This is a genomic window from Agromyces terreus (assembly GCF_009749465.1).
Taxonomy (GTDB): domain Bacteria; phylum Actinomycetota; class Actinomycetes; order Actinomycetales; family Microbacteriaceae; genus Agromyces; species Agromyces terreus.
Window position 1 is genome coordinate 138,626 of record NZ_WBIS01000001.1, and the last position, 25,158, is coordinate 163,783.

At 70.5% G+C, this 25,158-nt stretch carries 21 protein-coding genes; 11 read left to right on the forward strand and 10 right to left on the reverse strand.

Features of this window, described 5'->3' with window-relative positions:
* Positions 1-70 precede the first annotated feature (70 nt).
* The 3 genes from GQQ92_RS00585 (at position 71) to GQQ92_RS00595 (ending at position 7,322) form a co-directional block, all read left to right on the forward strand.
* The gene (locus GQQ92_RS00585) at positions 71-2,524 is read left to right on the forward strand and encodes a helix-turn-helix transcriptional regulator (protein ID WP_156997306.1); all 2,454 of its coding nucleotides are present in this window, start codon (positions 71-73) and stop codon (positions 2,522-2,524) included.
* A 104-nt stretch (positions 2,525-2,628) separates the two neighbouring features.
* Entirely contained in the window at positions 2,629-5,217 is a 2,589-nt protein-coding gene (locus GQQ92_RS00590; RefSeq protein ID WP_156997307.1) for a glycosyl hydrolase family 18 protein, read from the forward strand.
* A gap of 227 nt (positions 5,218-5,444) precedes the next feature.
* Positions 5,445-7,322 (forward strand): glycosyl hydrolase family 18 protein, encoded by a 1,878-nt coding sequence (locus tag GQQ92_RS00595; RefSeq protein WP_156997308.1) that lies wholly within the window; start codon positions 5,445-5,447, stop codon positions 7,320-7,322.
* 113 nt (positions 7,323-7,435) lie between these two features.
* Here GQQ92_RS00595 and pstB read toward each other — a convergent pair whose 3' ends face one another.
* From pstB to GQQ92_RS00630, 7 genes are all read right to left on the reverse strand, one after another.
* Positions 7,436-8,215, reverse strand: coding sequence for a phosphate ABC transporter ATP-binding protein PstB (gene pstB / locus GQQ92_RS00600; RefSeq protein ID WP_156997309.1), 780 nt, complete (start codon positions 8,213-8,215; stop codon positions 7,436-7,438).
* A gap of 23 nt (positions 8,216-8,238) precedes the next feature.
* A complete protein-coding gene (pstA, locus tag GQQ92_RS00605; protein WP_156997310.1) occupies positions 8,239-9,333 on the reverse strand; it encodes a phosphate ABC transporter permease PstA in 1,095 nt (364 codons plus the stop codon).
* The gene (gene pstC, locus GQQ92_RS00610; RefSeq protein ID WP_156997311.1) at positions 9,333-10,271 is read right to left on the reverse strand and encodes a phosphate ABC transporter permease subunit PstC; all 939 of its coding nucleotides are present in this window, start codon (positions 10,269-10,271) and stop codon (positions 9,333-9,335) included. Before pstC ends, pstA begins: the two co-directional genes overlap by 1 nt.
* Positions 10,272-10,367: 96 nt before the next feature.
* Positions 10,368-11,462, reverse strand: a complete 1,095-nt coding sequence (locus GQQ92_RS00615) for a phosphate ABC transporter substrate-binding protein PstS (protein ID WP_156997312.1) — start codon at positions 11,460-11,462, stop codon at positions 10,368-10,370.
* A gap of 163 nt (positions 11,463-11,625) precedes the next feature.
* Positions 11,626-12,567, reverse strand: a complete 942-nt coding sequence (locus GQQ92_RS00620; protein ID WP_269149143.1) for an NUDIX hydrolase — start codon at positions 12,565-12,567, stop codon at positions 11,626-11,628.
* Complete coding sequence (locus GQQ92_RS00625) at positions 12,564-14,744, reverse strand: RNA degradosome polyphosphate kinase (protein WP_156997313.1); 2,181 nt, start codon at positions 14,742-14,744, stop codon at positions 12,564-12,566. The genes GQQ92_RS00620 and GQQ92_RS00625 overlap by 4 nt, the downstream gene beginning before the upstream one ends.
* A 45-nt stretch (positions 14,745-14,789) precedes the next feature.
* A complete protein-coding gene (locus GQQ92_RS00630) occupies positions 14,790-15,476 on the reverse strand; it encodes a response regulator transcription factor (protein ID WP_156997314.1) in 687 nt (228 codons plus the stop codon).
* Between the two features lie 75 nt (positions 15,477-15,551).
* Between GQQ92_RS00630 and GQQ92_RS00635 the strand changes: the two genes are divergently transcribed.
* The 3 genes from GQQ92_RS00635 to ygfZ all read left to right on the forward strand — a co-directional run bounded on the left by GQQ92_RS00635 (position 15,552) and on the right by ygfZ (position 17,803).
* Positions 15,552-15,872 (forward strand): hypothetical protein, encoded by a 321-nt coding sequence (locus tag GQQ92_RS00635; RefSeq protein WP_156997315.1) that lies wholly within the window; start codon positions 15,552-15,554, stop codon positions 15,870-15,872.
* A 171-nt stretch (positions 15,873-16,043) separates the two neighbouring features.
* Positions 16,044-16,646, forward strand: coding sequence for a nitrobindin family protein (locus GQQ92_RS00640; RefSeq protein ID WP_156997316.1), 603 nt, complete (start codon positions 16,044-16,046; stop codon positions 16,644-16,646).
* Positions 16,646-17,803, forward strand: coding sequence for a CAF17-like 4Fe-4S cluster assembly/insertion protein YgfZ (ygfZ, locus tag GQQ92_RS00645; protein WP_156997317.1), 1,158 nt, complete (start codon positions 16,646-16,648; stop codon positions 17,801-17,803). The genes GQQ92_RS00640 and ygfZ overlap by 1 nt, the downstream gene beginning before the upstream one ends.
* A gap of 125 nt (positions 17,804-17,928) precedes the next feature.
* On the opposite strand, the gene GQQ92_RS00650 is transcribed toward ygfZ, so the two are convergent.
* A complete protein-coding gene (locus GQQ92_RS00650; RefSeq protein WP_156997318.1) occupies positions 17,929-18,783 on the reverse strand; it encodes a class I SAM-dependent methyltransferase in 855 nt (284 codons plus the stop codon).
* Positions 18,784-18,899: 116 nt separating this feature from the next.
* Here GQQ92_RS00650 and GQQ92_RS00655 point away from each other — a divergent pair, with 116 nt between their 5' ends.
* Positions 18,900-19,646, forward strand: coding sequence for a phosphoglyceromutase (locus tag GQQ92_RS00655; RefSeq protein WP_156997319.1), 747 nt, complete (start codon positions 18,900-18,902; stop codon positions 19,644-19,646).
* Between the two features lie 111 nt (positions 19,647-19,757).
* Here GQQ92_RS00655 and phoU read toward each other — a convergent pair whose 3' ends face one another.
* Entirely contained in the window at positions 19,758-20,420 is a 663-nt protein-coding gene (phoU, locus tag GQQ92_RS00660) for a phosphate signaling complex protein PhoU (protein WP_156997320.1), read from the reverse strand.
* A 194-nt stretch (positions 20,421-20,614) separates the two neighbouring features.
* Here phoU and GQQ92_RS00665 point away from each other — a divergent pair, with 194 nt between their 5' ends.
* Both GQQ92_RS00665 and GQQ92_RS00670 read left to right on the forward strand, forming a co-directional pair.
* Positions 20,615-21,862 carry a sensor histidine kinase gene (locus tag GQQ92_RS00665; protein WP_156997321.1) on the forward strand — a complete coding sequence of 416 codons (1,248 nt, stop codon included), beginning with the start codon at positions 20,615-20,617 and terminating at the stop codon, positions 21,860-21,862.
* A 66-nt stretch (positions 21,863-21,928) separates the two neighbouring features.
* A complete protein-coding gene (locus GQQ92_RS00670) occupies positions 21,929-22,609 on the forward strand; it encodes a response regulator transcription factor (RefSeq protein ID WP_156997322.1) in 681 nt (226 codons plus the stop codon).
* Between the two features lie 102 nt (positions 22,610-22,711).
* Here the strand turns inward: GQQ92_RS00670 and GQQ92_RS00675 are convergent, their stop codons facing one another.
* Positions 22,712-23,164, reverse strand: coding sequence for a hypothetical protein (locus GQQ92_RS00675; protein ID WP_156997323.1), 453 nt, complete (start codon positions 23,162-23,164; stop codon positions 22,712-22,714).
* A 160-nt stretch (positions 23,165-23,324) separates the two neighbouring features.
* Between GQQ92_RS00675 and GQQ92_RS00680 the strand changes: the two genes are divergently transcribed.
* Together GQQ92_RS00680 and ispD are read left to right on the forward strand one after the other, a co-directional pair.
* Positions 23,325-23,807: a CarD family transcriptional regulator gene (locus GQQ92_RS00680; protein WP_156997324.1), complete on the forward strand. Its 483-nt coding sequence runs from the start codon at positions 23,325-23,327 to the stop codon at positions 23,805-23,807.
* An 82-nt stretch (positions 23,808-23,889) separates the two neighbouring features.
* Entirely contained in the window at positions 23,890-25,122 is a 1,233-nt protein-coding gene (gene ispD, locus GQQ92_RS00685) for a 2-C-methyl-D-erythritol 4-phosphate cytidylyltransferase (protein ID WP_156997325.1), read from the forward strand.
* Positions 25,123-25,158 lie beyond the last annotated feature (36 nt).

Below are 25,158 nucleotides of genomic sequence, written 5' to 3' on the forward strand. Positions count from 1 at the left end.
CGCAGGTTTGTAAATGTTGCTAACATAACCGCACGCGATCAATGAAGTGAGCGAGCGGAGGTCGGCACACATGCAAGAGCAACCGCATCGAGAACCACGCCATCGCGGGGCGGTCGAGGCGTTCGAGGGGTCCGGCGCGATCGTCGAGCTGCTCTCGGAGCACGGCATCGTCGTCGCGCCGCAGGTCGCCGCGCGTCTCGGCCTCGGCCTCGGGGGCGACGCCGAGGCGATCGTCGAGGTCGCGTCGGCGCTTCGCGCATCGCAGCGCCTGGGCCTCGCCGCGCTGCCCGACCCGCTCCCGCTCGTGCCCGCGATCGACGCGGCCGTCGGTCCCGACGGGCACGGCCTCCAACCGTGGGAGCGGCAGGCGCTCGTCATCGCCGCCGTCTGCGTCGACGACCGCGTCGACGTGCTGCTCGCCGCGACCGGACGATCCATGGCCGAACTCGTCGGCAGCCGGTTGAGCCGGCACCTCCTGCTCGTCGCGGGCCACTTCGCCTTCGCCGATCCTCGCGCCCGCGTCTGGGCCCACGCCCATGCCTCGCTCGCCGAGCGCACGGCCGCGCATCAGGCGCTCGCCGAGGCGTACCTCGAGATCGGCATCGCCGACCAGGCGACCTGGCACCGCTCGCTCGCCACGCTCGAGGGATCGAGCGACCTCGTCGATCCCCTGCTCGACATCGCCCGGCGGGCGGATGCCGCCGGCGAGGCCGAATGGGCCCACTCGGTCGCCCGAGAGGCCGTCAGCCACGCCTTCGGCGAGCCGGCGGTTCGGGCGCGATGCATCGCGGGCCGCGCCGCGCTCCACGCCGGGTACGTCGAGGACGCCGAGCGCTGGTTCGACGTCGTACTCCGCACGGGCGACGAGGCGAGCCGTGTCGCCGTGCTCGGCGATTCGCTGATCGCGGTCGCGATGCTGAGCGGCGACGTGCCCGATCACGATCTCGACGAACGGCTCGAGCGGGCGCGATCCGGCGCGATCGAGCCGTCGAGCCGTCGAGCACTGCTGCATGCGGTGCTCGTCTCGGCGGTCCTGCTCGCCGAGCGCGGTGCGACGCATCGCGCCGAACGCCGGCTCGTCGAGGCCTGCGACCTCCTCGACGGCAGCGAGCACGAGCGCGACGAATGGCGGGCGATGGTCGATCGGTGCGCGCTCTTCGGGCAGCTCGGCATCCCGTCCGATCTGCTTGCGGCCGGCCGGTCCGCGATCCCGTGCTCGACCGGTTCGCTCGCGGTCCTTCCCGACGACGGATTCCTCTGCGGCGTCCGCGACCTCACCCGCGCGCTCGAACAGGGCCTCGCGGGCGGCGCGGGCGGTGCGGCGCGCGCACTCGGCCTGCGTCGCGAGCACGGCGAACTCGAGGCGTGCGCGGCGCGAGTCGAACGGTCGCCGCTCAGGCGGGCCGAGCGCGCCGTCGCCATCGCCCTGCTCGAGCTCTGGGCCGGCGAGGTGCGGCGCGCGGCGAACGGCCTGCGGCAGGCGGCATCCGATCTCCCGATCGCGTTGGCGTTCGGCGGCCTCGGCGCCGCGCTCGCGCGCCGGGTCGAGCTCATCTCGACCGGCGAGATCGGCCCGTGGGCGCGCTCGCTCGAGGCGGTGCTCCCGCAACCGTCCGTCGGGGTTCGGCGCGAGGACCTCATCGACCGTGCCGTCGGGGCGCACCTGTCGGGTCGGCGGGCCGAGGCCGAGACCCTCGTCGCGCTCGCCGACGAACGTATGCGCGGCGGCTTCGGCCTGCACCTGCCCGGCCTCGACGCGGCAGCGGAGGAACCGGCGGGGGGCGGCGCACGAACGGGCCGCACCGACCGCCGCACGCCCGACGCCCGGCTCGCGAGCGAGCTGCGCCACCGCATGCGCTGCACCGACCGCGACGCGTTCGACCTCGAGTCGGCGGCCGTCGCCGAACGCGCGCGAGAGATCGTCTCGCCCTACGAGCGGGCCAGGACCGAGCTCATGCTCTCCAGGGTGTGCGCCTCGTTCGGCGAGCGCGCGCGCGCCGATCGCCACCTCGTCGCGGCCGAGCACCTCTTCGGCGACTGCGGCGCGGCCGGCTGGCTCCGCGCGGTCGAGGCCGAGCGGGAGGTGCAGGCACGATCGCGGTCGGATGCCGCGGCGGCGCCCGCGACCGCACGCCCGCCGGTCGGCATCCCCTCGGCCGGTCCCGCGCGCGAAACAGCGCGGCCGTCCCCGCGCGCCGGCACCGGCTCGACCCGCCCCGGTGCGGACGCGGCATCCGCCCGAGCGTATGAGACGGGCTCGGGCCGGTCGGATTCCGGAGCCTGGGATCTCGCGGAGTGCCGCGACGCCTGGTCGCTGGTGCTGACCGAACGCGAGCTCGAGGTCGCCATGCTCGTCGTCGAGGGCATCTCGAACCGTGACGCCGCCGCGAAGCTCTTCGTCTCGGTGCGCACCGTCGAGGTGCATGTCGGGCGTGTGTTCTCCAAGCTCGCCGTGCACTCGCGTGTCGAGCTCGCGGTGCTCGCCCACCGCATGCGCGGACGGATGTCCGGCACGCATACGTAGTCCTGCGTATGCGTGGATGTGCTGATTCGGCGCCTCACGCACTGCAATAGCGTCGGGCTGCCCGCGCGGTGCGTGCGGAGACCTCCGAATCAGACAGGAACGACATGCGAACTCCCAAACTCTCGCGCCTGCGGCTCGCGGCCGCCGTCGCCGGGGTCGGTCTGCTCGCGGCGCTGATCCCAGCGACGATCGCGAACGCAGCCGAGGCCTGCGCCCCCGCCTGGAATGCGACGGCCGCCTACTCGGGCGGCGCCAAGGCGTCGTACCAGGGCGCCAACTACACCGCCAAGTGGTGGACCCAGAACAACGTGCCCGGCACCGAGCAGTGGGGTCCGTGGACGAGCAACGGTTCGTGCGGCACCACCACCCCGACGCCGACGCCGACCCCCGACCCGACGCCGACGCCGACCCCCGACCCGACGCCGACGCCGACCCCCGACCCCACGCCGACGCCGACCCCCGGCACCGACACGGGCACCCCGTGGACGACCAACCCCGACGAGAAGTGCCGCCCCGACGGCCTCTACCAGACGCCCGGCGTGAAGGTGCCGTACTGCACCGTCTACGACGAGCAGGGCCGTGAGAAGCTGCCCAACGGGCTCGAGCACCGCGTCATCGGCTACTTCACGAACTGGCGCACCGGCGCCAACGGGCAGCCGCGCTACCTCGCGAGCGACATCCCGTGGAAGCAGCTCAGCCACATCAACTACGCCTTCGCCCACATCGACGGCCAGGGCAAGGTGTCGGTCAACCAGACGGTCGCCGGCAACGCATCGACCGACATGACCTGGCCCGGCGTCGCCGGTGCCGAGATGGACCCGTCGCTTCCGTACCAGGGCCACTTCAACCTGCTCACGAAGTACAAGAAGCAGAACCCGGGCGTCAAGGCGCTCGTGTCGGTCGGCGGCTGGGCCGAGACCGGCGGCTACTTCGACGCCTCCGGCGACCGCGTCGCCGACGGCGGCTTCTACACGATGACCGAGACGCAGGCCAAGATCGACGCGTTCGCCGACTCGGCGGTCGCGTTCATCCGCACCTACGGCTTCGACGGCGTCGACATCGACTACGAGTACGCCAACAGCAACGGCAAGGCGGGCAGCCCCGACGACTTCGCCTTCTCGGAGCCGCGTCGCGCCAAGCTGTGGGCGGGCTACGAGTCGCTCATGAAGACCCTCCGCGAGAAGCTCGACCGCGCGGGCGCGGCCGACGGCGAGCACTACCTGCTCACCGTCGCGGCGCCGGCGTCCGGATGGCTGCTGCGCGGCGCCGAGGTCTACCAGGTGACCCCGTACCTCGACTACGTCAACATCATGAGCTACGACCTGCACGGATCGTGGAACGACTACGTGGGCGGCAACGGCCCGCTGTTCGACGACGGCAAGGACCCCGAGCTGGCGGCCGGCGGCGTCTACGGCGCCTACAACAACATCGGCTACCTCAACACCGACTGGGCGTACCACTACTTCCGCGGCTCGATGCCGGCCGGGCGCATCAACATCGGCGTGCCGTTCTACACGCGCGGATGGGACGGCGTCCAGGGCGGCACGAACGGCCTGTACGGCAAGGCGCCGCTGGCCGACCAGACGAAGTGCCCCCCGGGCACCGGTCCGACGCTCGGCGGCACCTCGAAGTGCGGCGCGGGCGCCGTCGGCATCAACAACCTCTGGCACGACCTCGACAAGACAGGGGCAGAGGTGGGCGCCGGCGCCAACCCGATCTGGCACGTCCTGAACCTGCAGAAGGGCATCGCGGGCGACTACGCCGCCTCCTACGGCGCCCCGACCACGCTGACCGGGACGTACACCCACCACTTCGACGCGGTCACCAAGACCGAGTGGTGGTGGAACGCCACGACGAAGACGTTCCTGTCGGGCGACGCCGACCAGGCGATCACGGCGAAGGCCGACTACATCGCCGACAACGGCATCGGCGGCGCGATGATCTGGGAGCTCGCGGGCGACTACTCGTACAACGCCCAGAAGGGCCAGTACGAGATGGGGTCAGATCTGGTCGGCATCCTGCACGACAAGCTCGCCGCCTCGCAGCCGTACGACGCGTCGAAGGCGAACGTCGCGATGCCGACGAAGGCGATCGACCTGCAGGTCAAGTACTCCGAGTTCGCCCTCGGCGACAACAACTACCCGATCAACCCCCGGGTGACGTTCGTCAACAACTCCAAGACGGCGATCCCGGCGGGCGCGACCATCACCTTCGACACCGCGACGAGCGACACGGGCGCGATGGGCGAGCAGAACGGATGGGGCATCACGAAGGTCTCGAGCGACCACACCGGCAGCAACGTCGGCGGTCTCAAGGGCGACTTCCACACGTACACGCTCAAGGTCCCGTCGGGCGGCATCCCCGCCAACGGAACGGCGTACACGAAGCTGTCGTGGCGACTGCCGATGTCGGAGATGTCCAACCTGCGGGTCAAGATCGGCTCCGAGACGTACGCGACGCTGTACGACCTTCCGCGCAACGCGACCGTGGTCGAGCCCGGCGGCGCCGGCGGCGGAACCGGCGGCGGCACGGGCGGCACCGGAACTTGCGACGCTGCCGCGTGGAGCGCGACGTCCGTCTACACCGGCGGGCAGCAGGTCTCGTACCAGGGCTCCGAGTACACCGCGAAGTGGTGGACCCAGGGCGACACCCCCGGCAAGAACGGCGTGTGGGGAGACCCCGCCGCCTGCTGATTCCCCGTCCGGTCGTCGGTGCCCCTTCGCCGACGACCGGACGACCCCGGCAGACCCGGTCCATGCGGGACTGCCAGACCGGAGCCGAGTACGTAGTCCTACGTACTCGGCTCCGTCGCGTCAGCGCCGCGACCATGTGGATCGTGCGGACGACGCACCCTGGCATCCGCTCGTACCGTGGCGTCGAGAGCGCGACCTGCGCCCGACCTCCATCGACGAAGGACACCATGCAGAGACAGAGAAGCACGCGACGGGGCCTGCGCACGGCGCTCGCCGCCCTCGCCACCGGCGCACTCGTCGCCGGACTCGCTGCCGTCGGCGCGGCCGCGCCCGCCAACGCCGCACCCGAGCAGACGCCGAGCGGCGTCAACGGCTACCGCAACGTCGGCTATTTCGCCCAGTGGGGCGTGTACGGCCGCGACTACAAGCTGCGCCAGCTCGAGACCTCCGGCGGCGCCGCCGACCTCACCCATCTGAACTACGCGTTCGGCAACATCAACAACCAGACGCTGAAGTGCTTCATCGCCAACAAGGCGCAGGGCACCGGCCCGAACGGCTCCGACGGCGCCGGCGACGCGTGGGCCGACTTCGGCATGGGCTACACCGCGGCCAACTCGGTCGCCGGCAAGGCCGACACCTGGGACCAGCCGCTGGCGGGCAACTTCAACCAGCTCAAGCAGCTCAAGGCGAAGCATCCGAACCTCAAGGTCATGCTGTCGATCGGCGGCTGGACCTGGTCGAAGAACTTCTCCAAGGCCGCGGCGACGGATGCCTCGCGCAAGACGTTCGTGTCGAGCTGCCTCGACCTGTACATCAAGGGCAACCTGCCGGTGATCGACGGTCGCGGCGGCGCCGGCGCCGCGGCGGGCGTCTTCGACGGCATCGACATCGACTGGGAGTGGCCGGGAACGAACGCCGGACTCGAGGGCAACCACGTCGACACGGTGAACGACAAGGCCAACTTCAAGCTCCTGCTGAAGGAGTTCCGCACCCAGCTCGACGCGCTCAGCGTGACGACCGGCAAGCCGTACCAGCTCTCGGCGTTCCTTCCCGCGAGCCCCGCGGTGATCCAGGCCGGCGGCTGGAACGACCCCGAGCTGTTCAAGTACCTCGACTTCGGCAACATCCAGGGCTACGACCTTCACGGCGCCTGGAACCCGTCGCTCACCGGTCACCAGATCAACCTGTACGACGACCCGGCCGACACGCGCCCCGCCGCCGAGCAGTTCAGCGCCGACAAGGCCGTCAAGGAGTACCTGCGCACGGGCATCGCGCCCAAGCAGCTCGGCCTCGGCCTCGCCGCCTACGGTCGCGGCTGGAAGGGCGTCTCCTCGGCACAGCCGTGGGGCACCGCCAGGGGCGCTGCTGCCGGCACCTGGGAGGCAGGCTTCGAGGACTACAGCAAGCTGAAGAACCTCGGCACCTCGTACTACGACGCCAAGGTCGGCGCGTCCTGGCGCTACGACGGCACGAACTGGTGGTCGCTCGACGACACCAAGACGGTCGCGCAGAAGAAGGACTACATCGTGGCCAAGGGCCTCGGCGGCGGCATGTGGTGGGAGCTCGACGGCGACCGCGAGAGCGAGCTGGTCGGTGCACTCGCCGACGGCCTGCGCGCCTCGGTGAAGGGCCCGGCGACCGACCCGGCCACGCCGACCGGCCCGACGGACCCGACCGACCCGACGGACCCGACCGACCCCACGGACCCGACCGACCCGGGCGCCTGCACGGCCTCGGCCTGGAAGGCGACGAACGTCTACACGGGCGGCCAGAAGGTCTCGTACAACGGCTCGGAGTACACCGCGAAGTGGTGGACGCAGGGTGAGGCCCCCGGCACCTCGGCGGCCTGGGCACTCGTGAGCGCCTGCGCCCCCACGGACCCGACCGACCCGACGGACCCGACGGACCCGACGGACCCGACGGACCCGACGGACCCGACCGACCCCGGCACCTGCGCCGCGCCGGCCTGGGCGGGAGCCACCGCCTACAACGGCGGCGCGGTCGTGAGCTACCAGGGCTCGACCTACAAGGCGAAGTGGTGGACGCAGAACAACACCCCCGGCGCCGACCAGTGGGGTCCGTGGGCCCTGCAGGGCGCCTGCTGACCCGACTCGGTCAGTGACGGCGTCGTGAGACGCCGAGCAGGAACACGGATGCCTCGGAGCGAACCCGCTCCGAGGCATCCGTCATGCCGTGCGTCCCCCGACGCGACGGCGGCTCAACCGAACCGGCCCGAGACGTAGTCCTCGGTCGCCTTCACGGTGGGGTTCGAGAAGATCGTCGTGGTCTGGTCGTACTCGATGAGCTTGCCGGGCTTGCCCGTGCCCGCGATGTTGAAGAACGCGGTCTTGTCGGAGACCCGGCTCGCCTGCTGCATGTTGTGCGTCACGATGACGATCGTGTACTGCAGCTTGAGGTCTTCGATGAGGTCCTCGATCGCGAGCGTCGAGATCGGGTCGAGTGCGGAGCAGGGCTCGTCCATGAGGATGACCTCGGGGGAGACCGCGATCGCGCGGGCGATGCAGAGACGCTGCTGCTGGCCGCCCGAGAGGCCGGATCCGGGCCGGTCGAGGCGGTCCTTCACCTCGTTCCAGAGGTTGGCGCCCTGCAGCGAGCGCTCGACCAGGTCGTCGGCGTCGGACTTCGAGATGCGGGCGTTGTTCAGCTTCACGCCGGCGAGCACGTTCTCTTTGATCGACATCGTCGGGAACGGGTTCGGCCGCTGGAACACCATGCCCACCTGGCGCCGCACGAGCACCGGGTCGACGTCGGGGTCGTAGAGGTTGTTGCCGTCGATGAGCACTTCACCCTCGACCCGGGCACCCGGGATCACCTCGTGCATGCGGTTCAGGGTGCGCAGGAACGTCGACTTGCCGCAGCCCGACGGGCCGATGAAGGCGGTGACGCTGCGGGGCTCGATCTCGAGGGAGACGCCCTCGACGGCGAGGAACTTGCTGTAGTACACGTTGAGGTCGCGGACCTCGATGCGCTTTGACACGGGTTTCCTTACTGGCTCGCGGTTCAGCGACCGAACTTGGGGGCGAAGAATCGGGCGATGAGCCGCGCGATGAGGTTCAGCGCCATGACGATGAGGATCAGGGTGAGCGCACCCGCCCAGGCACGGTCGAGGTACGCCTCGGGCGGGTTGCCCTGGTTGGCGTACTGCGTGTAGACGAACACCGGCAGCGAGCTCATGCGGCCCTCGAAGAGGTTGTAGTTCATGCTCTGCGTGAAGCCGGCGGCGATGAGGAGCGGTGCGGTCTCGCCGATGACGCGGGCGATCGAGAGCATGATGCCCGTGGTGATGCCCGCGATCGACGTGGGGAGCACGACCTTCAGGATCGTCAGCCACTTCGGCACGCCGAGCGCGTAGGCGGCTTCGCGCAGTTCGTTCGGCACGAGGCGCAGCATCTCCTCGCTCGACCGCACGACCACCGGGATCATGAGCACGGCCAGGGCGATCGCGCCCGCGATGCCGAGGCGCACGCCAGGGCCGAAGAAGATCGCGAACAGCGCGTACGCGAACAGGCCGGCGACGATCGAGGGGATGCCGGTCATGACGTCGACGAGGAACGTGATGCCCTGCGCGAGTCGGCCGCGGCCGTACTCGACGAGGTAGATCGAGGCGAGCAGGCCGATCGGGATCGAGATGATCGCCGCCGTGCCGGTCATGAGCAGGGTGCCGACGATCGCGTGCAGCGCGCCGCCGCCCTCGCCGGTCACGTTGCGCATCGAGGAGGTGAAGAACTCCACGTCGAACCGCGACGCGCCGAGCGTGATGACCGTGATGGCCAGCGAGATCAGCGGGATCATGGCGAGCACGAACGCGGCGGTGACGAGCGCCGTCACGAGCCGGTCGGTCGCGCGACGGGCGCCCTCGACGAGGCGCGAGAAGATCCAGATCGAGGGGATGTAGAGCAGGCCGCCGACGGCGATGGCTCCACCCCAGTCGAAGCCGGCTCCTGCCGCGAATCCGACGATCGCGAACAGGGCGGCGGAGACGGCCATCGCGACGCCGAGGATGACCCACGGCGCGGAGGCGGGCAGTCGGCCCGCGGTGAGGGAGTTCGCGATCGGTGTCGCGGTGCGGGGTTCTTGAGGGGTCGTGACGGTCATCAGTTGGCTCCCGAGAAGTCCTTGCGGCGGCTGACGATCCAGCGGGCGAACGCGTTGACCGCGAAGGTCACGACGAAGAGGATGAGGCCGGTGGCGATCAGGACGTTGACGTTCAGCCCGTACGCCTCCGGGAAGCTCAGAGCGATGTTGGCGGCGATCGTCGACGGGTTGACCGAGGTCAGCAGCTGGAAGCTGATCACGCCCGTCGCGGAGAGGACCATGGCGACGGCCATCGTCTCGCCGAGCGCCCGACCGAGTCCGAGCACCGAGGCGGAGACGATGCCCGAACGGCCGAACGGCAGCACGGCCATGCGGATCATCTCCCAACGGGTGGCGCCGAGTGCGAGCGCCGCCTCCTCATGCAGCACGGGGGTCTGCAGGAAGACCTCGCGGCAGATGGCGGTCATGATCGGGAGCACCATCACGGCGAGCACGATCGCGGCCGTGAGGATCGTGCGGCCGGTGCCCGAGACCGGTCCGGCGAAGAGCGGGAACCAACCGAGGTTCTCGACGAGCCAGGAGTAGACCGGCTGCACGGCCGGGGCGAGCACGCCGATGCCCCACAGGCCGAACACCACCGACGGGACCGCGGCCAGCAGGTCGACGATGTAGCCGAGCACCGACGCCAGCCGGCGAGGGGCGTAGTGCGAGATGAAGAGGGCGATGCCGATCGAGACGGGGAGGGCCATGAGCAACGCCAGCGCCGCGGCCCAGACGGTGCCGAACAGCAGCGGCCACACGTAGTCCCAGAAGTTCGTCGTGAGGATCGACGCTTCCTCGCTCGTCGCGAACAGGGCGGGGACGCTCTGCACGATGAGGAAGATGGCGACGGCAGCGAGCGTGACGAGGATCATCGAGCCGGCGAAGACCGCCGAACCGGAGAAGACCCGATCGCCCGGCCGTTGCTTGGCCTTGATCGTGGTGGCCGCGGAACTCATGTGTGTCGAAATCCTCGAATCGGGGGATCGGAATCGTAAGAGACATGATCGTGCCCGACCCCGTGCGACGAGCACAGGGGGTCGGGCACGAACCTACTACTTGATGGAGTCGATCGCAGCGTTGATCTTCTCGCGCAGCGAGTCCGAGATCGGCGCCGAGCCGGCGTCGGTCGCGGCGGTCGCCTGGCCGTCCTCGCTCGCCGTGTAGGCGAGGTAGGACTTCAGGAGCTCGACGTTCGCGGCATCGGCGTACTCCTCGCACGCGATGAGGTAGCTGACGAGGACGATCGGGTACACGCCCGTGTCGTCCGCGTTGCGGTCGAGCTCGATCGCGAGGTCGCCCTCGGTGCGGCCCTCGGCGAACGGCGAGGCGTCGACGACGGCCGACGCGGCCTCGGGGGAGTACGGCACGAACTCGTCGCCGACCTTGACCGAGACGATGCCGAGGTCGCCGGCGCGCGAGGCGTCGGCGTAGCCGATGGTGCCCGAGCCGCCCGTGACGGCGTCGACCACGCCGGAGGTGCCCTGAGCGGCCTCGCCGCCCTCGATCGGCCACTCCTCGACCGAACCGGCGGTCCACACCCCGGGTGCGGCCGCGGCCAGGTAGTCGGTGAAGTTGCCCGTGGTGCCCGACTTGTCGGAGCGGTGCACGGCCGTGATGGCGAGGTCGGGCAGCGTCGCGTCGGGGTTCGTCGCGACGATGGCCGGGTCGTTCCAGTTCGTGATGGTGCCCGCGAAGATGCCGGCGATGGTCGCGGCGTCGAGGTCGAGCGAGTCGATGCCGTCGAGGTTGAAGACGACCGCGATCGGCGAGATGTAGACCGGGAGCTCTACGATGCCCGTGTCGGGGGCGCAGGCGGTGAAGCCGCCCGCGGCGATCTCCTCGTCCTTGAACGCGCGGTCGGAGCCGGCGTAGTCGCTCGCGCCGGCGAGGAAGGTGTCGCGACCGGCTCCGGAGCCCGAGGGGTCGTAGTCGATGGTGACGTCGGGGTTCGCGGTCTGGAAGCCGGCGATCCAGGACTGCTGGGCGGTGTCCTGGGAGGATGCGCCCGCGCCGACGAGGTTGCCCGAGAGCGTGGAGGCGGACTCCTCGGGTGCGGCGGCGCCGCCTTCGTTCGAGGCGCAGGAGCTGAGCGCGAGCGCCGCAGTGACGGCGACGACGGCGGGCACGCCGAAACGCTTGAGGTTCACGTGAGATTCCCTTCCGGGGATTCGATTGCAGGTTCCGGGCCGGTGCCGACCCGCCTGCGACGCTAATCAGCGCGCCTTACGAGCATGCGCTGAAGTGGTGAACGGAAGGTGAACGACCGCTGTCCGATGCGGATCCGGGGCCTGCGGCCCGGGATGCCGCCCGTCAGACGCGCGGTGCGTGCGTCTCGATCGCGATGATGCCGGAACCCGAGTTGGTCGCCGAGAGGTGCGCGACGCTGAAGCCGCCCGGCTCCAGCTCCGCGGCATCCGTCACATACGAGCCGAGGGGCGTCGAGGTCGCGAGGGCGACCTCGCGGACGATCTCGGGAAGCACCGGTCCGTGACTGCAGACCACGGCCGCGCGGCCCGAGCGCACGCGTTTGCCGATGACGCGACGCACGTCGGCGTCGCCGGTCGTCCAGGCGTCCTGGCTGATGCGGTCGTCGAGCTTGACCTTGACCGCCGTCGCCGCGGAGAGCGGCCGCACGGTCGTCACGCATCGGATCGCCGGGCTGGACACGATGCGGGTCGGCTGCCACGCGCGGAGGGTCTCGACGAGCGCCGCGGCCTCCTTCACCCCGTGGCCGCTCAGCGGGCGCGCGGCGTCGGCGCCGTCCCACGAACCGCGCGAGACGGCCTTGCCGTGCCGCAGCAGGATGAGCGGGAAGGTGCTGGTCACGCCCTGGTCGACGAGCGCCGCGAAGTTCTCGAGGATCTCGACGTCGGGCTGGTACGACAGGTAGGTGCGGGCCCGCTTGACGGTGACCCACTCGAGCGCCGCGACCTCGCCGTTCGGCTTGAACGTGGAATGCTGCAGCGCGTGGTCGCTGACCTCGCCGGCCCAGTAGTGCACGACCTTCTCGCGCCCGTTGGGCATGTCGTAGCGGGAGATGCCGATGGGCACCCCGAGGGCGATCTCGAGCCCGGTCTCCTCGGCGATCTCGCGCACGGCGGTCTGCGGCAGGGACTCGCCGGGGTCGACCTTGCCCTTGGGGATCGTCACGTCGCCGTGCACCGTGCGGTGGATGAGCAGCACGTGCATGCGCCCGTCGATGATGCGCCAGCACACCGCTCCCGCCGCGTAGACGGCCGTCTCGGCCTTCACCGGCGGTGTCCGGATCGTGCGCTCCGCTGCCCGATCTCGAGCATGAGCGCGGCCTGGAGGTCGTCGAGCGGCTGCCCGTCCTCGTCGACGGTGTGCCGGGTCCACACGCCGTCGCCGTCGAGGTGCCAGGAGCTCGTGCGGTCGTCCATCGCCCGGTCGAACAGGGCGGAGACCTCGCTGACGTGCTTCGGATCCACCAGTCGCACGAGCGCTTCGACGCGGCGATCGAGGTTGCGGTGCATCATGTCGGCCGACCCGATGTGGATCTGCGTGTCGCCGTCGTTCACGAACGCGAAGATGCGCGAGTGCTCGAGGTAGCGGCCGAGGATGGATCGCACGGTGATGTTCTCGCTCAGCCCCGGCAGTCCGGGGCGCAGGCTGCAGATGCCCCGCACCCACACCTCGACCTTGACCCCGGCGTTCGACGCTCGGTACAGCGCGTCGATGATGGCCTCGTCGACCATCGAGTTGACCTTGATGCGGATGCCGGCCGGCTTGCCGCGCTCGGCGTTGCGGACCTCGGCGGCGATGAGCTTCAGGAGGCCTTTGCGCAGGTGGAGCGGGGCCACGAGGAGACGCTTGAACTTCTTCTCGATGGCGTAGCCCGAGAGCTCGTTGAAGAGCCGGGTGAGGTCTTTCCCGACCTGGTCGTCGGCGGTCAGCAGCCCGAGGTCCTCGTAGATGCGGCTCGTCTTCGGGTTGTAGTTTCCGGTGCCGATGTGGCTGTAGTGCCGCAGCGTGCCCTTCTCCTGGCGGATCACGAGGGCGAGCTTGCAGTGCGTCTTCAGCCCCACGAGCCCGTAGACGACGTGCACGCCGGCCTTCTCGAGCTTGCGCGCCCAGGTGATGTTCGCCTGCTCGTCGAAGCGGGCCTTGATCTCGACGAGCGCGAGCACCTGCTTGCCGGACTCCGCCGCGTCGATGAGCGCCTCGACGATCGGGCTGTCGCCGGAGGTCCGGTAGAGGGTCTGCTTGATGGCCAGCACGTCGGGGTCGGCCGCGGCCTGCTCGAGGAAGGCCTGCACGCTCGTCGCGAAGGACTCGTACGGGTGGTGGAGCAGGACGTCCTGACGGGAGACGGCCTTGAAGATGTCGGCGCGCAGGTTCGTGTCGGACGGCTGCAGCTGCGAGGCGGTCACCGGCACGTGGGTCGGATAGTGCAGCTCGGGGCGGTCGAGACGGGCGAGGTCGAACAGGCCGCCGAGGTCGAGCGGGGAGGGCAGGCGGAAGACCTCGTGGTCGGTCACGTCGAGCTCGCGCACGAGCAGCCCGAGGGTGACGTCGTCCATGTCGTCGCTGACCTCGAGGCGGATGGGCGGGCCGAAGCGCCGTCGCAGCAGCTCCTTCTCGAGCGCCTTGATGAGGTTCTCGGTCTCGTCCTCCTCGATCTCGACGTCTTCGTTGCGCGTGACGCGGAAGACGTGGTGCGCGAGGATCTCCATGCCGGGGAACAGATCGCCGAGGTGGTTGGCGATGAGGTCCTCGAGCGCGATGTACCGGGCGTCCTCGATGGGCTCGGTCGGGTCGACGCGCACGAAGCGGGGGAGCATCTGCGGCACCTTGACGCGCGCGAACTCCTGCCGGCCCGTGCGGCTGTTGCGCACCCGGACCGAGAGGTTCAGCGAGAGCCCGGAGATGTAGGGGAACGGATGCGCGGGGTCCACCGCGAGCGGCATGAGCACCGGGAAGATCTGGCTCGAGAAGTAGTCGTGCAGGTGCTCGCGGGCGTCTTCGCCGAGCCCGTCCCAGGCGACGACGCGGATGCCGGCCTCGGCGAGGGCCGGCTTCACGAGCTCCTGGTAGGCGAGCGAATGGCGCTCCTGGAGCTCGTGCGCCTGACGGGAGATGTCGCTCAGCACGTCGAGCGGCGCGCGGCCGACGTTGGTGGGCACCGCGAGCCCCGTGATGATGCGGCGCTTGAGGCCCGCGACGCGCACCATGAAGAACTCGTCGAGGTTCGACGCGAAGATCGCGAGGAAGTTCGCGCGCTCGAGCACGGGGATCTTCGGATCCTCGGCGAGCTCGAGCACGCGGAGGTTGAACGCGAGCCAGCTGAGCTCGCGATCGAGGTAACGCTCGGCGGGCAGCTCGGGGGCGCCCTCGATGTCGAACGGTTCGAAGTCGTCGTCGAAATCGCTCAGCGTCGAGCCGTCGTCGAGAGTGCTGTCCACGGTCATCCTGACATCATGCCACCCGCGTCGTTTCGCCCGGTGAACGGGGCGTCAACGAACCGTGACGGGGGCGCCTTCGTCGTCTTCGTGCACGTTGAAGCGGTAGCCGACGTTGCGCACCGTGCCGATGAGGCTGTCGAGGTCGCCGAGCTTCGCCCGGAGCCGTCGCACGTGCACGTCGACGGTGCGCGTGCCGCCGAAGTAGTCGTAGCCCCAGACCTCGCTCAGCAGCTGCTCGCGGGTGAACACCCGGGACGGGTGCGCCGCGAGGAAGCGGAGCAGCTCGAACTCCTTGTACGTCAGGTCGAGCGTGCGGCCGTGGACCTTCGCTGAGTAGCTGGCCTCGTCGATGACGACGCCGGAGGTCTGGATGCGCTCGCTCGGCTGCGTCGCCTGGGCGCGGCCGAGGGCCAGGCGGATGCGTGCGTCGACCTCGGCGGGGCCGGCGTGCTCGAGCACGACGTCGTCGATGCCCCAGTCGGGCGTGACGGCGGTGAGGCCACCCTCGGTGACGATGAGGATCAGCGGGGCGGACAGGCCGGTCGTGCGGAGGATCTGCGAGAGCGCCTTCGCGCCGGCGAGGTTCGTGCGGGCGTCGAGGAACACGAGATCGGATTCGGGCGCTCTGACCAACTGCTCAGGCGAAGCGGGAATGATCCGCGTTCGGTGAGACAACAGGGACAGCGCCGGGAGAACTTCGTCGTTTGCCGCCGGCGACAGGATCAAGAGCTGCGCCACGTACACCCCTCCAGGAGTAAGTTCGTCAATACTACGGGACGGCGCGCGCCGACCGGCGACACGAACGAGGAAGACATGCAGACGCAGACCCGGAACGACACACGGGGCGGCGCCGTCGCCGTGGCGGCGGTGTGGGCGCTCGCCGTCATCGGAGCCGCGATCGTGCTCGTCCTCGCGTTCGGCGGCACCGACGAATGGTTCGGCTCGACCGGCCCGCTCGGGGTGTACGCGGCGCTCGGCGTCGTGTTCGCGGCATCCGTGCTCGGAGCGCTGCTCGCCCAGCTCATGACGCGACGGCCGCACGGGTTCGTCGAACGCGCCAGCGTCAGCGTCGGCGGCGCGGCGCTCGTGCTCGCCGTCGCCGCCGTCGCGGTCGCGCCGACGGCCTTCGCCTGATCCGGTCGCCGAGGCGACGCCGGCCCCGCCCGACCGGATAGACTCGGAGCATGTCGCAGCTGCTCGCCCTCGAACTCCTCTTCATCGGCCTGCTCGGTCTCGCGAGCCTCTCGATCGCGTGGATCAGCGGAGTCGTCGTGTACAAGCTCTTCAAGGGCCAGCGCTGAGCGCATGATCGACCTGCCCGCGGGTCTTCCGCCCGAGCTCGTTCCGCTCTCCTGGCTCCTCGGCGTCTGGGAGGGCTCGGGCGTCATCGACTACGCCGTCGGCGACGAGAAGGTCACGCACGAGTTCGGTCAGCGCCTGAGCTTCAGCCACGACGGCCTGCCGCACCTGAACTACTCGTCGTACACCTGGCTCACCGACGCCGACGGCGAGCAGCAGCCCCTGGCCACCGAGACCGGGTACTGGCGCATCGCGCGCGAGCTCGGCGACGCCGACCCCGGTCCGGCGATGCTGCCCGGCGTGGGTGAGTCGCGCTACGGCACGGCCGACGACGTCGAGACGCTGCGCAACGCCGACGGCGGGTTCGATCTCGAGGTCTCGCTCGTGCATCCCGGAGGGGTCTCCGAGCTCTACCTCGGGCAGGTCAAGGGTCCGCGGGTCGATCTCGCGACCGACGCCGTGATGCGCGGGGCCGGGGCGAAGGACTACGCGGCGGCCACCAGGCTCTACGGACTCGTCGAGGGCCACCTGCTCTGGGCATGGGACATCGCGGCGCTCGGGCAGGATCTGCGCACGCACGCGTCGGCCCGGCTCGCGAAGGTCGACTGATGCACGCGTCTCCGTTCCTCTCGCTTCCGGGCGCGGTCGCCGTCGAGGGCATCGACGAGGGCGTCGCCGGCCACTACGGCAACCCCATCGTCGAGCAGCGCCGACTCGAACGCGGCGAGGCGATCGTCGATCTCTCGACGCGCGGCATCGTCGCGGTCGCCGGGCCCGACCGGCTCTCGTGGCTGCACTCCATGGCGAGCCAGTCGTTCGCCGGCCTGCGCCCGGGCGACAGCGCCGAGGCGCTGTTCCTCGACGCGTCGGGCCATATCGAGCACGTGGTCCACGCGGTCGACGACGGTGAGACGACCTGGCTCGTCTGCGAGCGGGCGGATGCCGCGCCGCTTTCGGCATTCCTCGACCGCATGCGGTTCATGCTGCGGGTCGAGGTCGCCGATCGCGGCGACGAGTTCGCCGTGATCGCCGCGATGTCGACCGCGGCGCTGGATGCCGCGGCACCCGCCGCGTCGCCGTCGGGTGTCGCGCTCGACTGGGTCGACCCGTGGTCCGAGCGCATCCCCGGAACGCACCGCTACGCCGCCGACGCCGGCCACCCGGCATCCGAGTGGCGTGCGATCGAGCGCATCGTGCCTCGGTCCTCGCTCGCCGAGGCCGCCGACGCCGTCCGGTCCGGTCGTATCGGCGTGGCCGGTTCGCTCGCGCTCGAGGCGTTGCGGGTCGCCGCCTGGCGACCGAGGCTCGCGACCGAGGTCGACGAGAAGAGCCTGCCGCACGAGCTCGACTGGCTGCAGAGCGCCGTCGACCTGGGCAAGGGCTGCTACAAGGGGCAGGAGACGGTCGCGAAGGTGCTGAACCTCGGCCGCCCGCCCCGGCGCCTCGTGCTGCTGCATCTCGACGGCAGCGACACCGTGCTGCCCGAGACCGGTGACGAGGTCATCGGCGAGAAGGTGCGACCCGAGCCGGTCGAGGGGCAGGCGCCCGAGCGACGCGTGGTCGGCCGCATCACCTCGAGCGCGATGCACCACGAGCTGGGACCGATCGCGCTCGCCGTCGTGAAGCGTGCGGTGCCCGGAGATCTGCCGCTCATCGTCGAGAGCCACGAGACCGACGTCGCAGCAGCCCAGGTCGAGATCGTGCCGGCCGACGCGCGCGCCGCCGTCGACGTGCCCAGGCTTCCGAGGCTCGGCGCCCGCCCCTGACCCCTGACCGCTCCTCTTTCACTTTTCAGGAGGGGGTGTGGGCGGGAAGCGCCATCCGCGGTCGATTCCGCCGCGAACGGCCGCGCGATCGCACACCCCCTCCTGAAAAGCGGAGCCGAGGGTCGTCAGCCGGGGGCCACGGCCTGCCACGGCACGGTGAGCTCGCCGAGCCGGGCGCGGCGTGGGCCGCCGATCACGGGCCAGCCCTCGTGCCGAAGGGTCGCGACCGTCGCGATCCACCGCTGAGACGGCCCGTAGACCGCCATCGGCGCGTGCACCTGCCACGCGCGGTCGAGCGAGCCGAGCAGTTCGTGCACCCGTTCGCCCGGCACATTGCGGTGGATGAGCGCCTTCGGCAGGCGTTCCGCCACGACCGACGGCCGCTCGAGGCCGGAGCGGCGCAGGCTCACCGTGAAGGTGCGGGGGCCGGATGCGTCGAGCCCCACCCAGCTCGAGACGCGCCCGAGCTCGTCGCAGGTGCCCTCGACGAGGAGCCCGCCGGGCGCGAGGCGCGAGGCCATCAGCCGCCAGGCCGCCGCCACCTCGGACTCGTCGTACTGCCGCAGCACGTTGAACGCGCGGATGACGGCCGGCCGCCGGTCGCGCGGCGTCGGCACTTCGAACCCCCCGACCGCGAACGCGACCTCGAGGGCCGGGTCGAAGTGGGTCTCCCCGGCACGCACGCGGGCGAGCTGTTCGTTCGCGACGCGCACACGCTCGGGTTCGATCTCGAGGCCGAGCACGCGCACGGCGGGACGGGTGCGGGCGAGCCTCGTCGCGAGCTCGAGCGCGGTCACGCCGCTCGCGCCGTAGCCGAGGTCGACGACGAACGGGTCGACGGCGTGCCGCAGTTCGGGCTGCGCGGCGATCCAGCGATCGACCCGTCGCAGCCGGTTCGTGTTCGTCGTGCCGCGCGTGACGGTGCCGACGCGCTGCCCGGGTCGGAGCCGACGCGGGTGGGGCGAGGCGTCGGCGGGCATGCCTCAAGCATGCCAGCGCGGCCGCGCCGCGGCATCCGCTCGCCCTCGACCCGAGCCGCGCGTCATCGGCCGACCCGCGGCATGGGCGGAGGATGCCTCACGGCTAGGCTGGTGGCATGCCTCACACCCTCGTGCTGCTTCGCCACGGCAACAGCGAATGGAACCAGAAGAACCTGTTCACCGGTTGGGTCGACGTGCGACTCAGCGAACTCGGCCGCACCGAGGCCGCACGCGCGGGCGAGCTGCTCGCCGAGTCGGGCCTGCTGCCCGACGTGCTGCACACCTCGGTGCTCACCCGCGCGATCCAGACTGCGAACATCGCGCTCGACGTCGCCGACCGCGCGTGGATCGACGTGCGTCGCACCTGGCGCCTCAACGAGCGCCACTACGGCGCGCTGCAGGGCCTCGACAAGGCCGAGACGCTCGAGAAGTACGGTCCCGAGCAGTTCCAGCTCTGGCGCCGCTCGTTCGACGTGCCGCCGCCCGTGCTGGCCGACGACGCCGAGTACTCGCAGGTCGGCGACCCCCGCTACGCCGACCTCGACGACGCCGACCTGCCGCGCACCGAGTGCCTGAAAGACGTCATCGCGCGCATGCTGCCCTACTGGGAATCGGGCATCGTCCCCGACCTCGCCGCGGGCAAGACGGTGCTCGTCACCGCGCACGGCAACTCGCTGCGCGCGCTCGTAAAGCACCTCGACGGCATCGGCGACGACGACATCGCCGAGCTGAACATCCCCACCGGCATCCCGCTGGTCTACGAGCTCGGCGACGACTTCACGCCGCTCGCTCCCGGCCGCTACCTCGACCCCGAGGCTGCCGCGGCCGGTGCCGCCGCGGTCGCCGCGCAGGGCAAGAAGTAGGCGCGAGCCGCGCGCACGACGAAGGGCGGGGGAGTGATCCCCCGCCCTTTCGCTGTGCCGCCTGCGTCGAGCGGATGCCGCGGCGCGACGTGCGGATGCCGCAGCGCGGCGTTAGACGCCGGCGTTGATGTCGGGGTCCCAATCGCCCGTCACGAGGTACTGCACCTTCTTCGCGATCGAGACGGCGTGGTCGGCGAAGCGCTCGTGGTAGCGGCTCGCGAGGGTCGCGTCGACCGTGTCGGCGGCCTCGCCCTTCCACTTCTCGCCGAGCACGGTGTCGAAGACCGAGAGATGCAGGTCGTCGACCTTGTCGTCCTCGTTGCGGATCTCCTCGGCGAGCTTCACGTCTTCGGTGCGGAGCAGCTCGGCGAGCTTCTGCGCGATCTCGACATCGAGCGCCCCCATGTCGGCGAAGGTGCCGCGCAGCTTCTTCGGCACGACCTTGTCGGGGAACCGGTAGCGCGCGAGCTGCGCGATGTGGGTCGACATGTCGCCCATGCGCTCGAGCGAGGCGCTGATGCGCAGGGCGCTGACGACGATGCGGAGGTCGCGGGCCACGGGCTGCTGCTTGGCGAGGATCGTGATCGCGAGTTCGTCGAGCGCCACGGTGCCCTGGTCGATGCGGTGGTCTTCGGCGATCACCTCCTCGGCGAGGCTGACGTCGGATTCGTTGAACGCGCGCGTGGCCTTCTCGATCGATGTCGCGACGAGTTCGGCGATCTCGACGAGTCGCTCGCGAACCTCCTGCAGTTCCTGCTGGAACACCTCACGCATGAATGACTCTTCCTTCTCTCGACGACGGCGATGCGCGGAGCGCACGCCTCAGCGCCCGGGTTGACGCCGGGCCCCGACATCGTCGCGTTCCAAAGTGAACGGCAGGTGCCGTGGGCCTGAACACTCGTTAACCTACCGCCGGAGGCGGGGGGAAGCGGCGATCGGGCCGTTCGCCGTGTGGCTACGCTACAGACATGGACTCCATCTGGTTGGTGCTCGTCGCGCTGGCCCTCGGCGTGTTCCTCGGCGCCGGCATCCTCCTCATGCTCTACATGGCCGAGCGGCGCGGCGCGCATGCGGCGAAGGTCATCGCGCCGAGCATCCCCGACGGCGTCGAACAGGTGCTCGACGTGCTCGAATCGGCGGGCATCGTGCTCGACCCGTCCAACAACGTGTTGAAGGCCTCGCCCGGCGCGCTCGCGCTCGGCCTCGTGCACGGGGGCATGCTGACGCATCCCGAACTCGTCGCGCTCGCGGCATCCGTCCGCACCGACGGCGACACGGTGACCGAGGAGGTCACCGTGGCGCGCGGCCCCTACGGCGACTCCACGATGCGGCTGCACGTGCTGGTCGCCCGCCTCGGAACGCGCTTCGTGCTGCTGCTGGCCGAGGACCGCACCGAGGCGCACCGCCTCGACGAGGTCCGGCGCGACTTCGTCGCCAACATCAGCCACGAGCTCAAGACGCCGATCGCGTCGGTGAGCCTGCTCGCCGAGGCCATCGAGCAGGCCTCCGACGAACCCGACCAGGTGCGGCGCTTCGCCGGCCGGCTCTCGACCGAGGCGACCAGGTTGGCGCGCATCACGAGCGAGGTCATCGAACTCTCACGACTGCAGGCGCGCGACGCCCTGCGCCCCGACGCCCTCGTCTCGATCGACGAGGTGGTCGCTGAAGCCGTCGACCAGAACCGCATCGTGGCCGCGGCGAAGCACATCGACGTGGCCGTCCGCGTCGCGGCGGGCGCGAAGGTCTACGGCGATCGCGCGCTCATCATCGTCGCCGTGCACAACCTCATCTCCAACGCGATCGCCTACTCGAACGACGGCGGCCGGGTCGGCGTCGGCGTGCGCGTCGAGGACGACGCCGTCGAGATCGCGATCACCGATCAGGGCATCGGCATCGGCCCCGATGATCTCGACCGCGTGTTCGAGCGCTTCTTCCGCGTCGATCAGGCGCGCTCGCGCAACACGGGCGGTTCGGGCCTCGGCCTCAGCATCGTGAAGCACACCGTGCAGAACCACGGGGGCGACGTGCGCGTGTGGTCGCGCCCGGGTCGGGGGTCGACGTTCGTCATCCGCCTGCCGCTCGCCGAGGAGGCCCCACGGGCGGCCGACGCCGAGGGGTCGCCCGATCGCACCGCCACGCCGTCCGCCCGGGCCGACGGGGTCGAGCATCAGGCGCCGGATGCCGCAGAGCGGCGTTCCCCGCATCCGGTGCGTTAGCCGCGACACCCGAACCCGCACAACCGCCGGCGCGGAACGCCGAGCCACATCCGAGGAGAGAACCCCGTGACCCGCATCCTGCTCGTCGAAGACGAGATCGCCCTGAGCGACCCGCTGAGCTTCCTCCTCGAACGCGAGGGGTACGAGATCGAGGTCGCCGCAGACGGGCCTACCGCGATCGCCGCGTTCGACCGCGCCGGCGCCGACCTGATCCTGCTCGACCTGATGCTGCCCGGGCTCCCCGGCACCGAGGTGTGCCGTGAGATCCGGGCGCGATCGAACGTGCCGATCATCATGCTCACAGCCAAGGACTCCGAGATCGACATCGTCGTCGGGCTTGAGCTCGGTGCCGACGACTACGTGACGAAGCCCTACTCGACGCGTGAACTCCTGGCCCGCATCCGTGCGGTGCTGCGTCGGCGCATCGACGCGGAGGACTTCGACGAGGCGCTGCTCGAGGGGGGCCGGGTGCGCATGGACATCGACCGCCACACGGTCGAGGTCGACGGCGAGGCCGTGCCGATGCCGTTGAAGGAATTCGAGCTGCTCGAGCTGCTGATGCGCAACCCGGGCCGGGTGCTGACGCGCGGACAGCTGATCGATCGTGTGTGGGGCTCGGACTACTTCGGCGACACGAAGACCCTCGACGTGCACATCAAGCGCATCCGCTCGAAGATCGAGCGACAGCCGTCGGAGCCGGTGCAGCTCGTCACCGTGCGCGGTCTCGGCTACCGGTTCGAGGCGTAGCGGGGGCGCGATCGCGCCCCGCTGCCTGCGGTCGGACCGCGAGGTCGTCGGACCGCGAGGTCGTCGGACCGCGAGGCCGTCAGGCCGCGCAGCGGCGGACGGTCAGGGCGCGAGGCCCTCGTAGAGCCGGCTGTCGAGAACCGGGATCCGCTTCTCGATGCCCTCTTCGCTCGCGTACTGGAAGAAGATCGGGGTCAGGCCGCCGACCTCGGCGTCGATGCCCTCGAGCAGCACCGGCTCGGCGTCTTCGGAGCCGAGCACGACCGTCTCGTGCGCGGGCACCTCGAGCTCGACGACGTCTGCGCCCTCGGGCGTGATCTTCAGCGTCTGATCGCGGTCGCCGGTGTTGACGACGGTCATGACGAGGTTGCCGTCGGTGCCGTCGTCGCTCACGACGAGGACGTTGCGCAGATCGAGGTCTCCGACGTCGACCGAGACGCCGTCGCTCGCGTCGTAGTGCTCGGTGGTCGCCTGGTAGGTGACCATCGAGCAGCCGGTCGCGCCGATGGCGAGACCCAGGGCCAGAACAGCGGATGCCGCGAGACGCGCCTTCACAGAACCTCCAAGTACGGGCGTGCACGCAGCTGTCGAGGCGAGCACGGGGAACCGAATCCGAGTGTAGCCTAACGGCGCGACCGGGCTCCGGACGCAGCGGCGGAACCTTAGCATGAACCGGAATGTGATATCCTGAAAGTTGCCGGAAGGACATACATTCATGCTTTTTGAGGTTGGCGAAACCGTCGTGTATCCGCACCACGGAGCAGCGACGATCATCGAAGTCAAAGACCGCGTCATCAAGGGCGAGACCAAGAAATACCTGAAGCTGAACGTCACGCAGGGTGATCTCGTCATCGAGGTCCCTGCCGAGAATGTCGATCTGGTCGGCGTCCGCGACGTCATCGGCCAAGACGGACTCGACAAGGTGTTCGAGGTGCTGCGCGCCCCGTTCACCGAGGAGCCGACCAACTGGTCGCGTCGCTACAAGGCGAACCTCGAGAAGCTCGCCTCCGGCGATGTGATCAAGGTCTCCGAGGTCGTGCGCGATCTGTGGCGCCGCGACCAGGACCGCGGACTCTCCGCGGGTGAGAAGCGCATGCTCGCCAAGGCGCGTCAGATCCTCATCTCCGAGCTCGCGCTCGCAGAGAAGACCGACGAAGAGGCCGCGTCGACCGTGCTCGACGAGGTCCTCGCGTCCTAGTCTCCCGACGGCACCCCGGTCGATCGACCGGGGTGCCGTCGTCGTCTCCGCGCGCCCCGGCGGCAGCCGATACGCTCGGAGCATGAGCGCCTCGTCGACGGTCGCCGTCATCCTGGTCGCCGCTGGCAGCGGCACGCGCCTCGGGCACCCCGAGCCGAAGGCGCTCGTGCCGCTCGGCTCCTCGAGCATCCTCGGCGTCGCGCTCGACGCCGTGCTGCGCATGCGCGAGACGCCGCACGTCGTCGTCGTCGCCCCCGAGCAGCGCGTCGACGAGGTCCGCGACATGATCGCCGGGGTCGCCGACGCGGCATCCGCCCCCTTCGACGTCGTTCCCGGGGCTGCTTCCCGACAGGAATCCGTCGCAGCAGGCCTCGACGTGCTGCCCCGGCACGTCGACACCGTGCTCGTGCACGACGCCGCACGACCGCTCGCGCCCGCGGAACTCTTCGACGAGGTCGTCGCGGCGGTGCGGGCGCGCGGCCACGGCGTCGTTCCCGGCCTGCCGGTCGTCGACACCATCAAGCGGGTCGACTCGGGGCGCGTGGTCGAGACGGTCGACCGCTCGCAGCTCGCCGCCGTGCAGACGCCGCAGGGCTTCCCGCGCGACGCCCTCGATGAGGCGTACTCGGGCGTCGCCTCGCTCGCCGAGTTCACCGACGACGCCGCGCTCGCGGCCGCGGTGGGCGTCACGGTCGACGTGGTTCCCGGCGACGCCCGGGCCTTCAAGATCACCGTTCCCGAAGACCTGCGCCGTGCCGAGCGCATCGTCCGCACCGAAGGAGCCGCCATGGCCGACGCCGCACCGTCGAACGGCACAGGGGCGGATGCCGCGAGGCCGGCCGGCCTGCGCATCGGCACCGGGGTCGACGTGCACGCGTTCGACGACGACCCGGCGACGCCGCTGTGGCTCGCAGGCCTCGAATGGCCGGGCGAACGCGGACTCTCGGGCCACTCCGACGGCGACGTCGCCGCCCACGCCGTCTGCGACGCGCTGCTCGCCGCCGCCGGCCTCGGCGACGTCGGGGCGGTGTTCGGCACGGCGGACCCCCGGTTCGCGTCCGCGCATGGCGAGGTGTTCCTCGCCGAGACGCGTCGGCTCGTCGAGGCATCCGGATTCCGCATCGTCAACGTGACCGTGCAGGTGCTCGGCAACCGCCCCAAGCTCGCACCGCGCCGCGCCGAGGCGCAGGCGCTGCTCTCCGGCGTGCTCGGCGCTCCCGTGTCGGTCGCGGCCACCACCACCGACGGTCTCGGGTTCACCGGGCGCGGCGAGGGCCTGCAGGCCATCGCGACCGCGATGCTCGAAGCCCGCTGACACGCGCGTCGCGCCCGTCGCGCCGTCGCGCCGTCA

Bases quoted from the DNA above. Each gene is read 5' to 3' on its own strand.
- GQQ92_RS00640 (WP_156997316.1), top strand. From the start codon at position 16,044: ATGATCGACCTGCCCGCGGGTCTTCCGCCCGAGCTCGTTCCGCTCTCC.
- GQQ92_RS00655 (WP_156997319.1), top strand. From the start codon at position 18,900: ATGCCTCACACCCTCGTGCTGCTTCGCCACGGCAACAGCGAATGGAAC.
- ygfZ (WP_156997317.1), top strand. From the start codon at position 16,646: ATGCACGCGTCTCCGTTCCTCTCGCTTCCGGGCGCGGTCGCCGTCGAG.
- pstC (WP_156997311.1), bottom strand. From the start codon at position 10,271: ATGAGTTCCGCGGCCACCACGATCAAGGCCAAGCAACGGCCGGGCGAT.
- GQQ92_RS00665 (WP_156997321.1), top strand. From the start codon at position 20,615: ATGGACTCCATCTGGTTGGTGCTCGTCGCGCTGGCCCTCGGCGTGTTC.
- GQQ92_RS00595 (WP_156997308.1), top strand. From the start codon at position 5,445: ATGCAGAGACAGAGAAGCACGCGACGGGGCCTGCGCACGGCGCTCGCC.
- pstA (WP_156997310.1), bottom strand. From the start codon at position 9,333: ATGACCGTCACGACCCCTCAAGAACCCCGCACCGCGACACCGATCGCG.
- GQQ92_RS00590 (WP_156997307.1), top strand. From the start codon at position 2,629: ATGCGAACTCCCAAACTCTCGCGCCTGCGGCTCGCGGCCGCCGTCGCC.
- GQQ92_RS00625 (WP_156997313.1), bottom strand. From the start codon at position 14,744: ATGACCGTGGACAGCACTCTCGACGACGGCTCGACGCTGAGCGATTTC.
- ispD (WP_156997325.1), top strand. From the start codon at position 23,890: ATGAGCGCCTCGTCGACGGTCGCCGTCATCCTGGTCGCCGCTGGCAGC.
- GQQ92_RS00585 (WP_156997306.1), top strand. From the start codon at position 71: ATGCAAGAGCAACCGCATCGAGAACCACGCCATCGCGGGGCGGTCGAG.
- GQQ92_RS00680 (WP_156997324.1), top strand. From the start codon at position 23,325: ATGCTTTTTGAGGTTGGCGAAACCGTCGTGTATCCGCACCACGGAGCA.
- GQQ92_RS00650 (WP_156997318.1), bottom strand. From the start codon at position 18,783: ATGCCCGCCGACGCCTCGCCCCACCCGCGTCGGCTCCGACCCGGGCAG.
- GQQ92_RS00635 (WP_156997315.1), top strand. From the start codon at position 15,552: ATGCAGACGCAGACCCGGAACGACACACGGGGCGGCGCCGTCGCCGTG.
- phoU (WP_156997320.1), bottom strand. From the start codon at position 20,420: ATGCGTGAGGTGTTCCAGCAGGAACTGCAGGAGGTTCGCGAGCGACTC.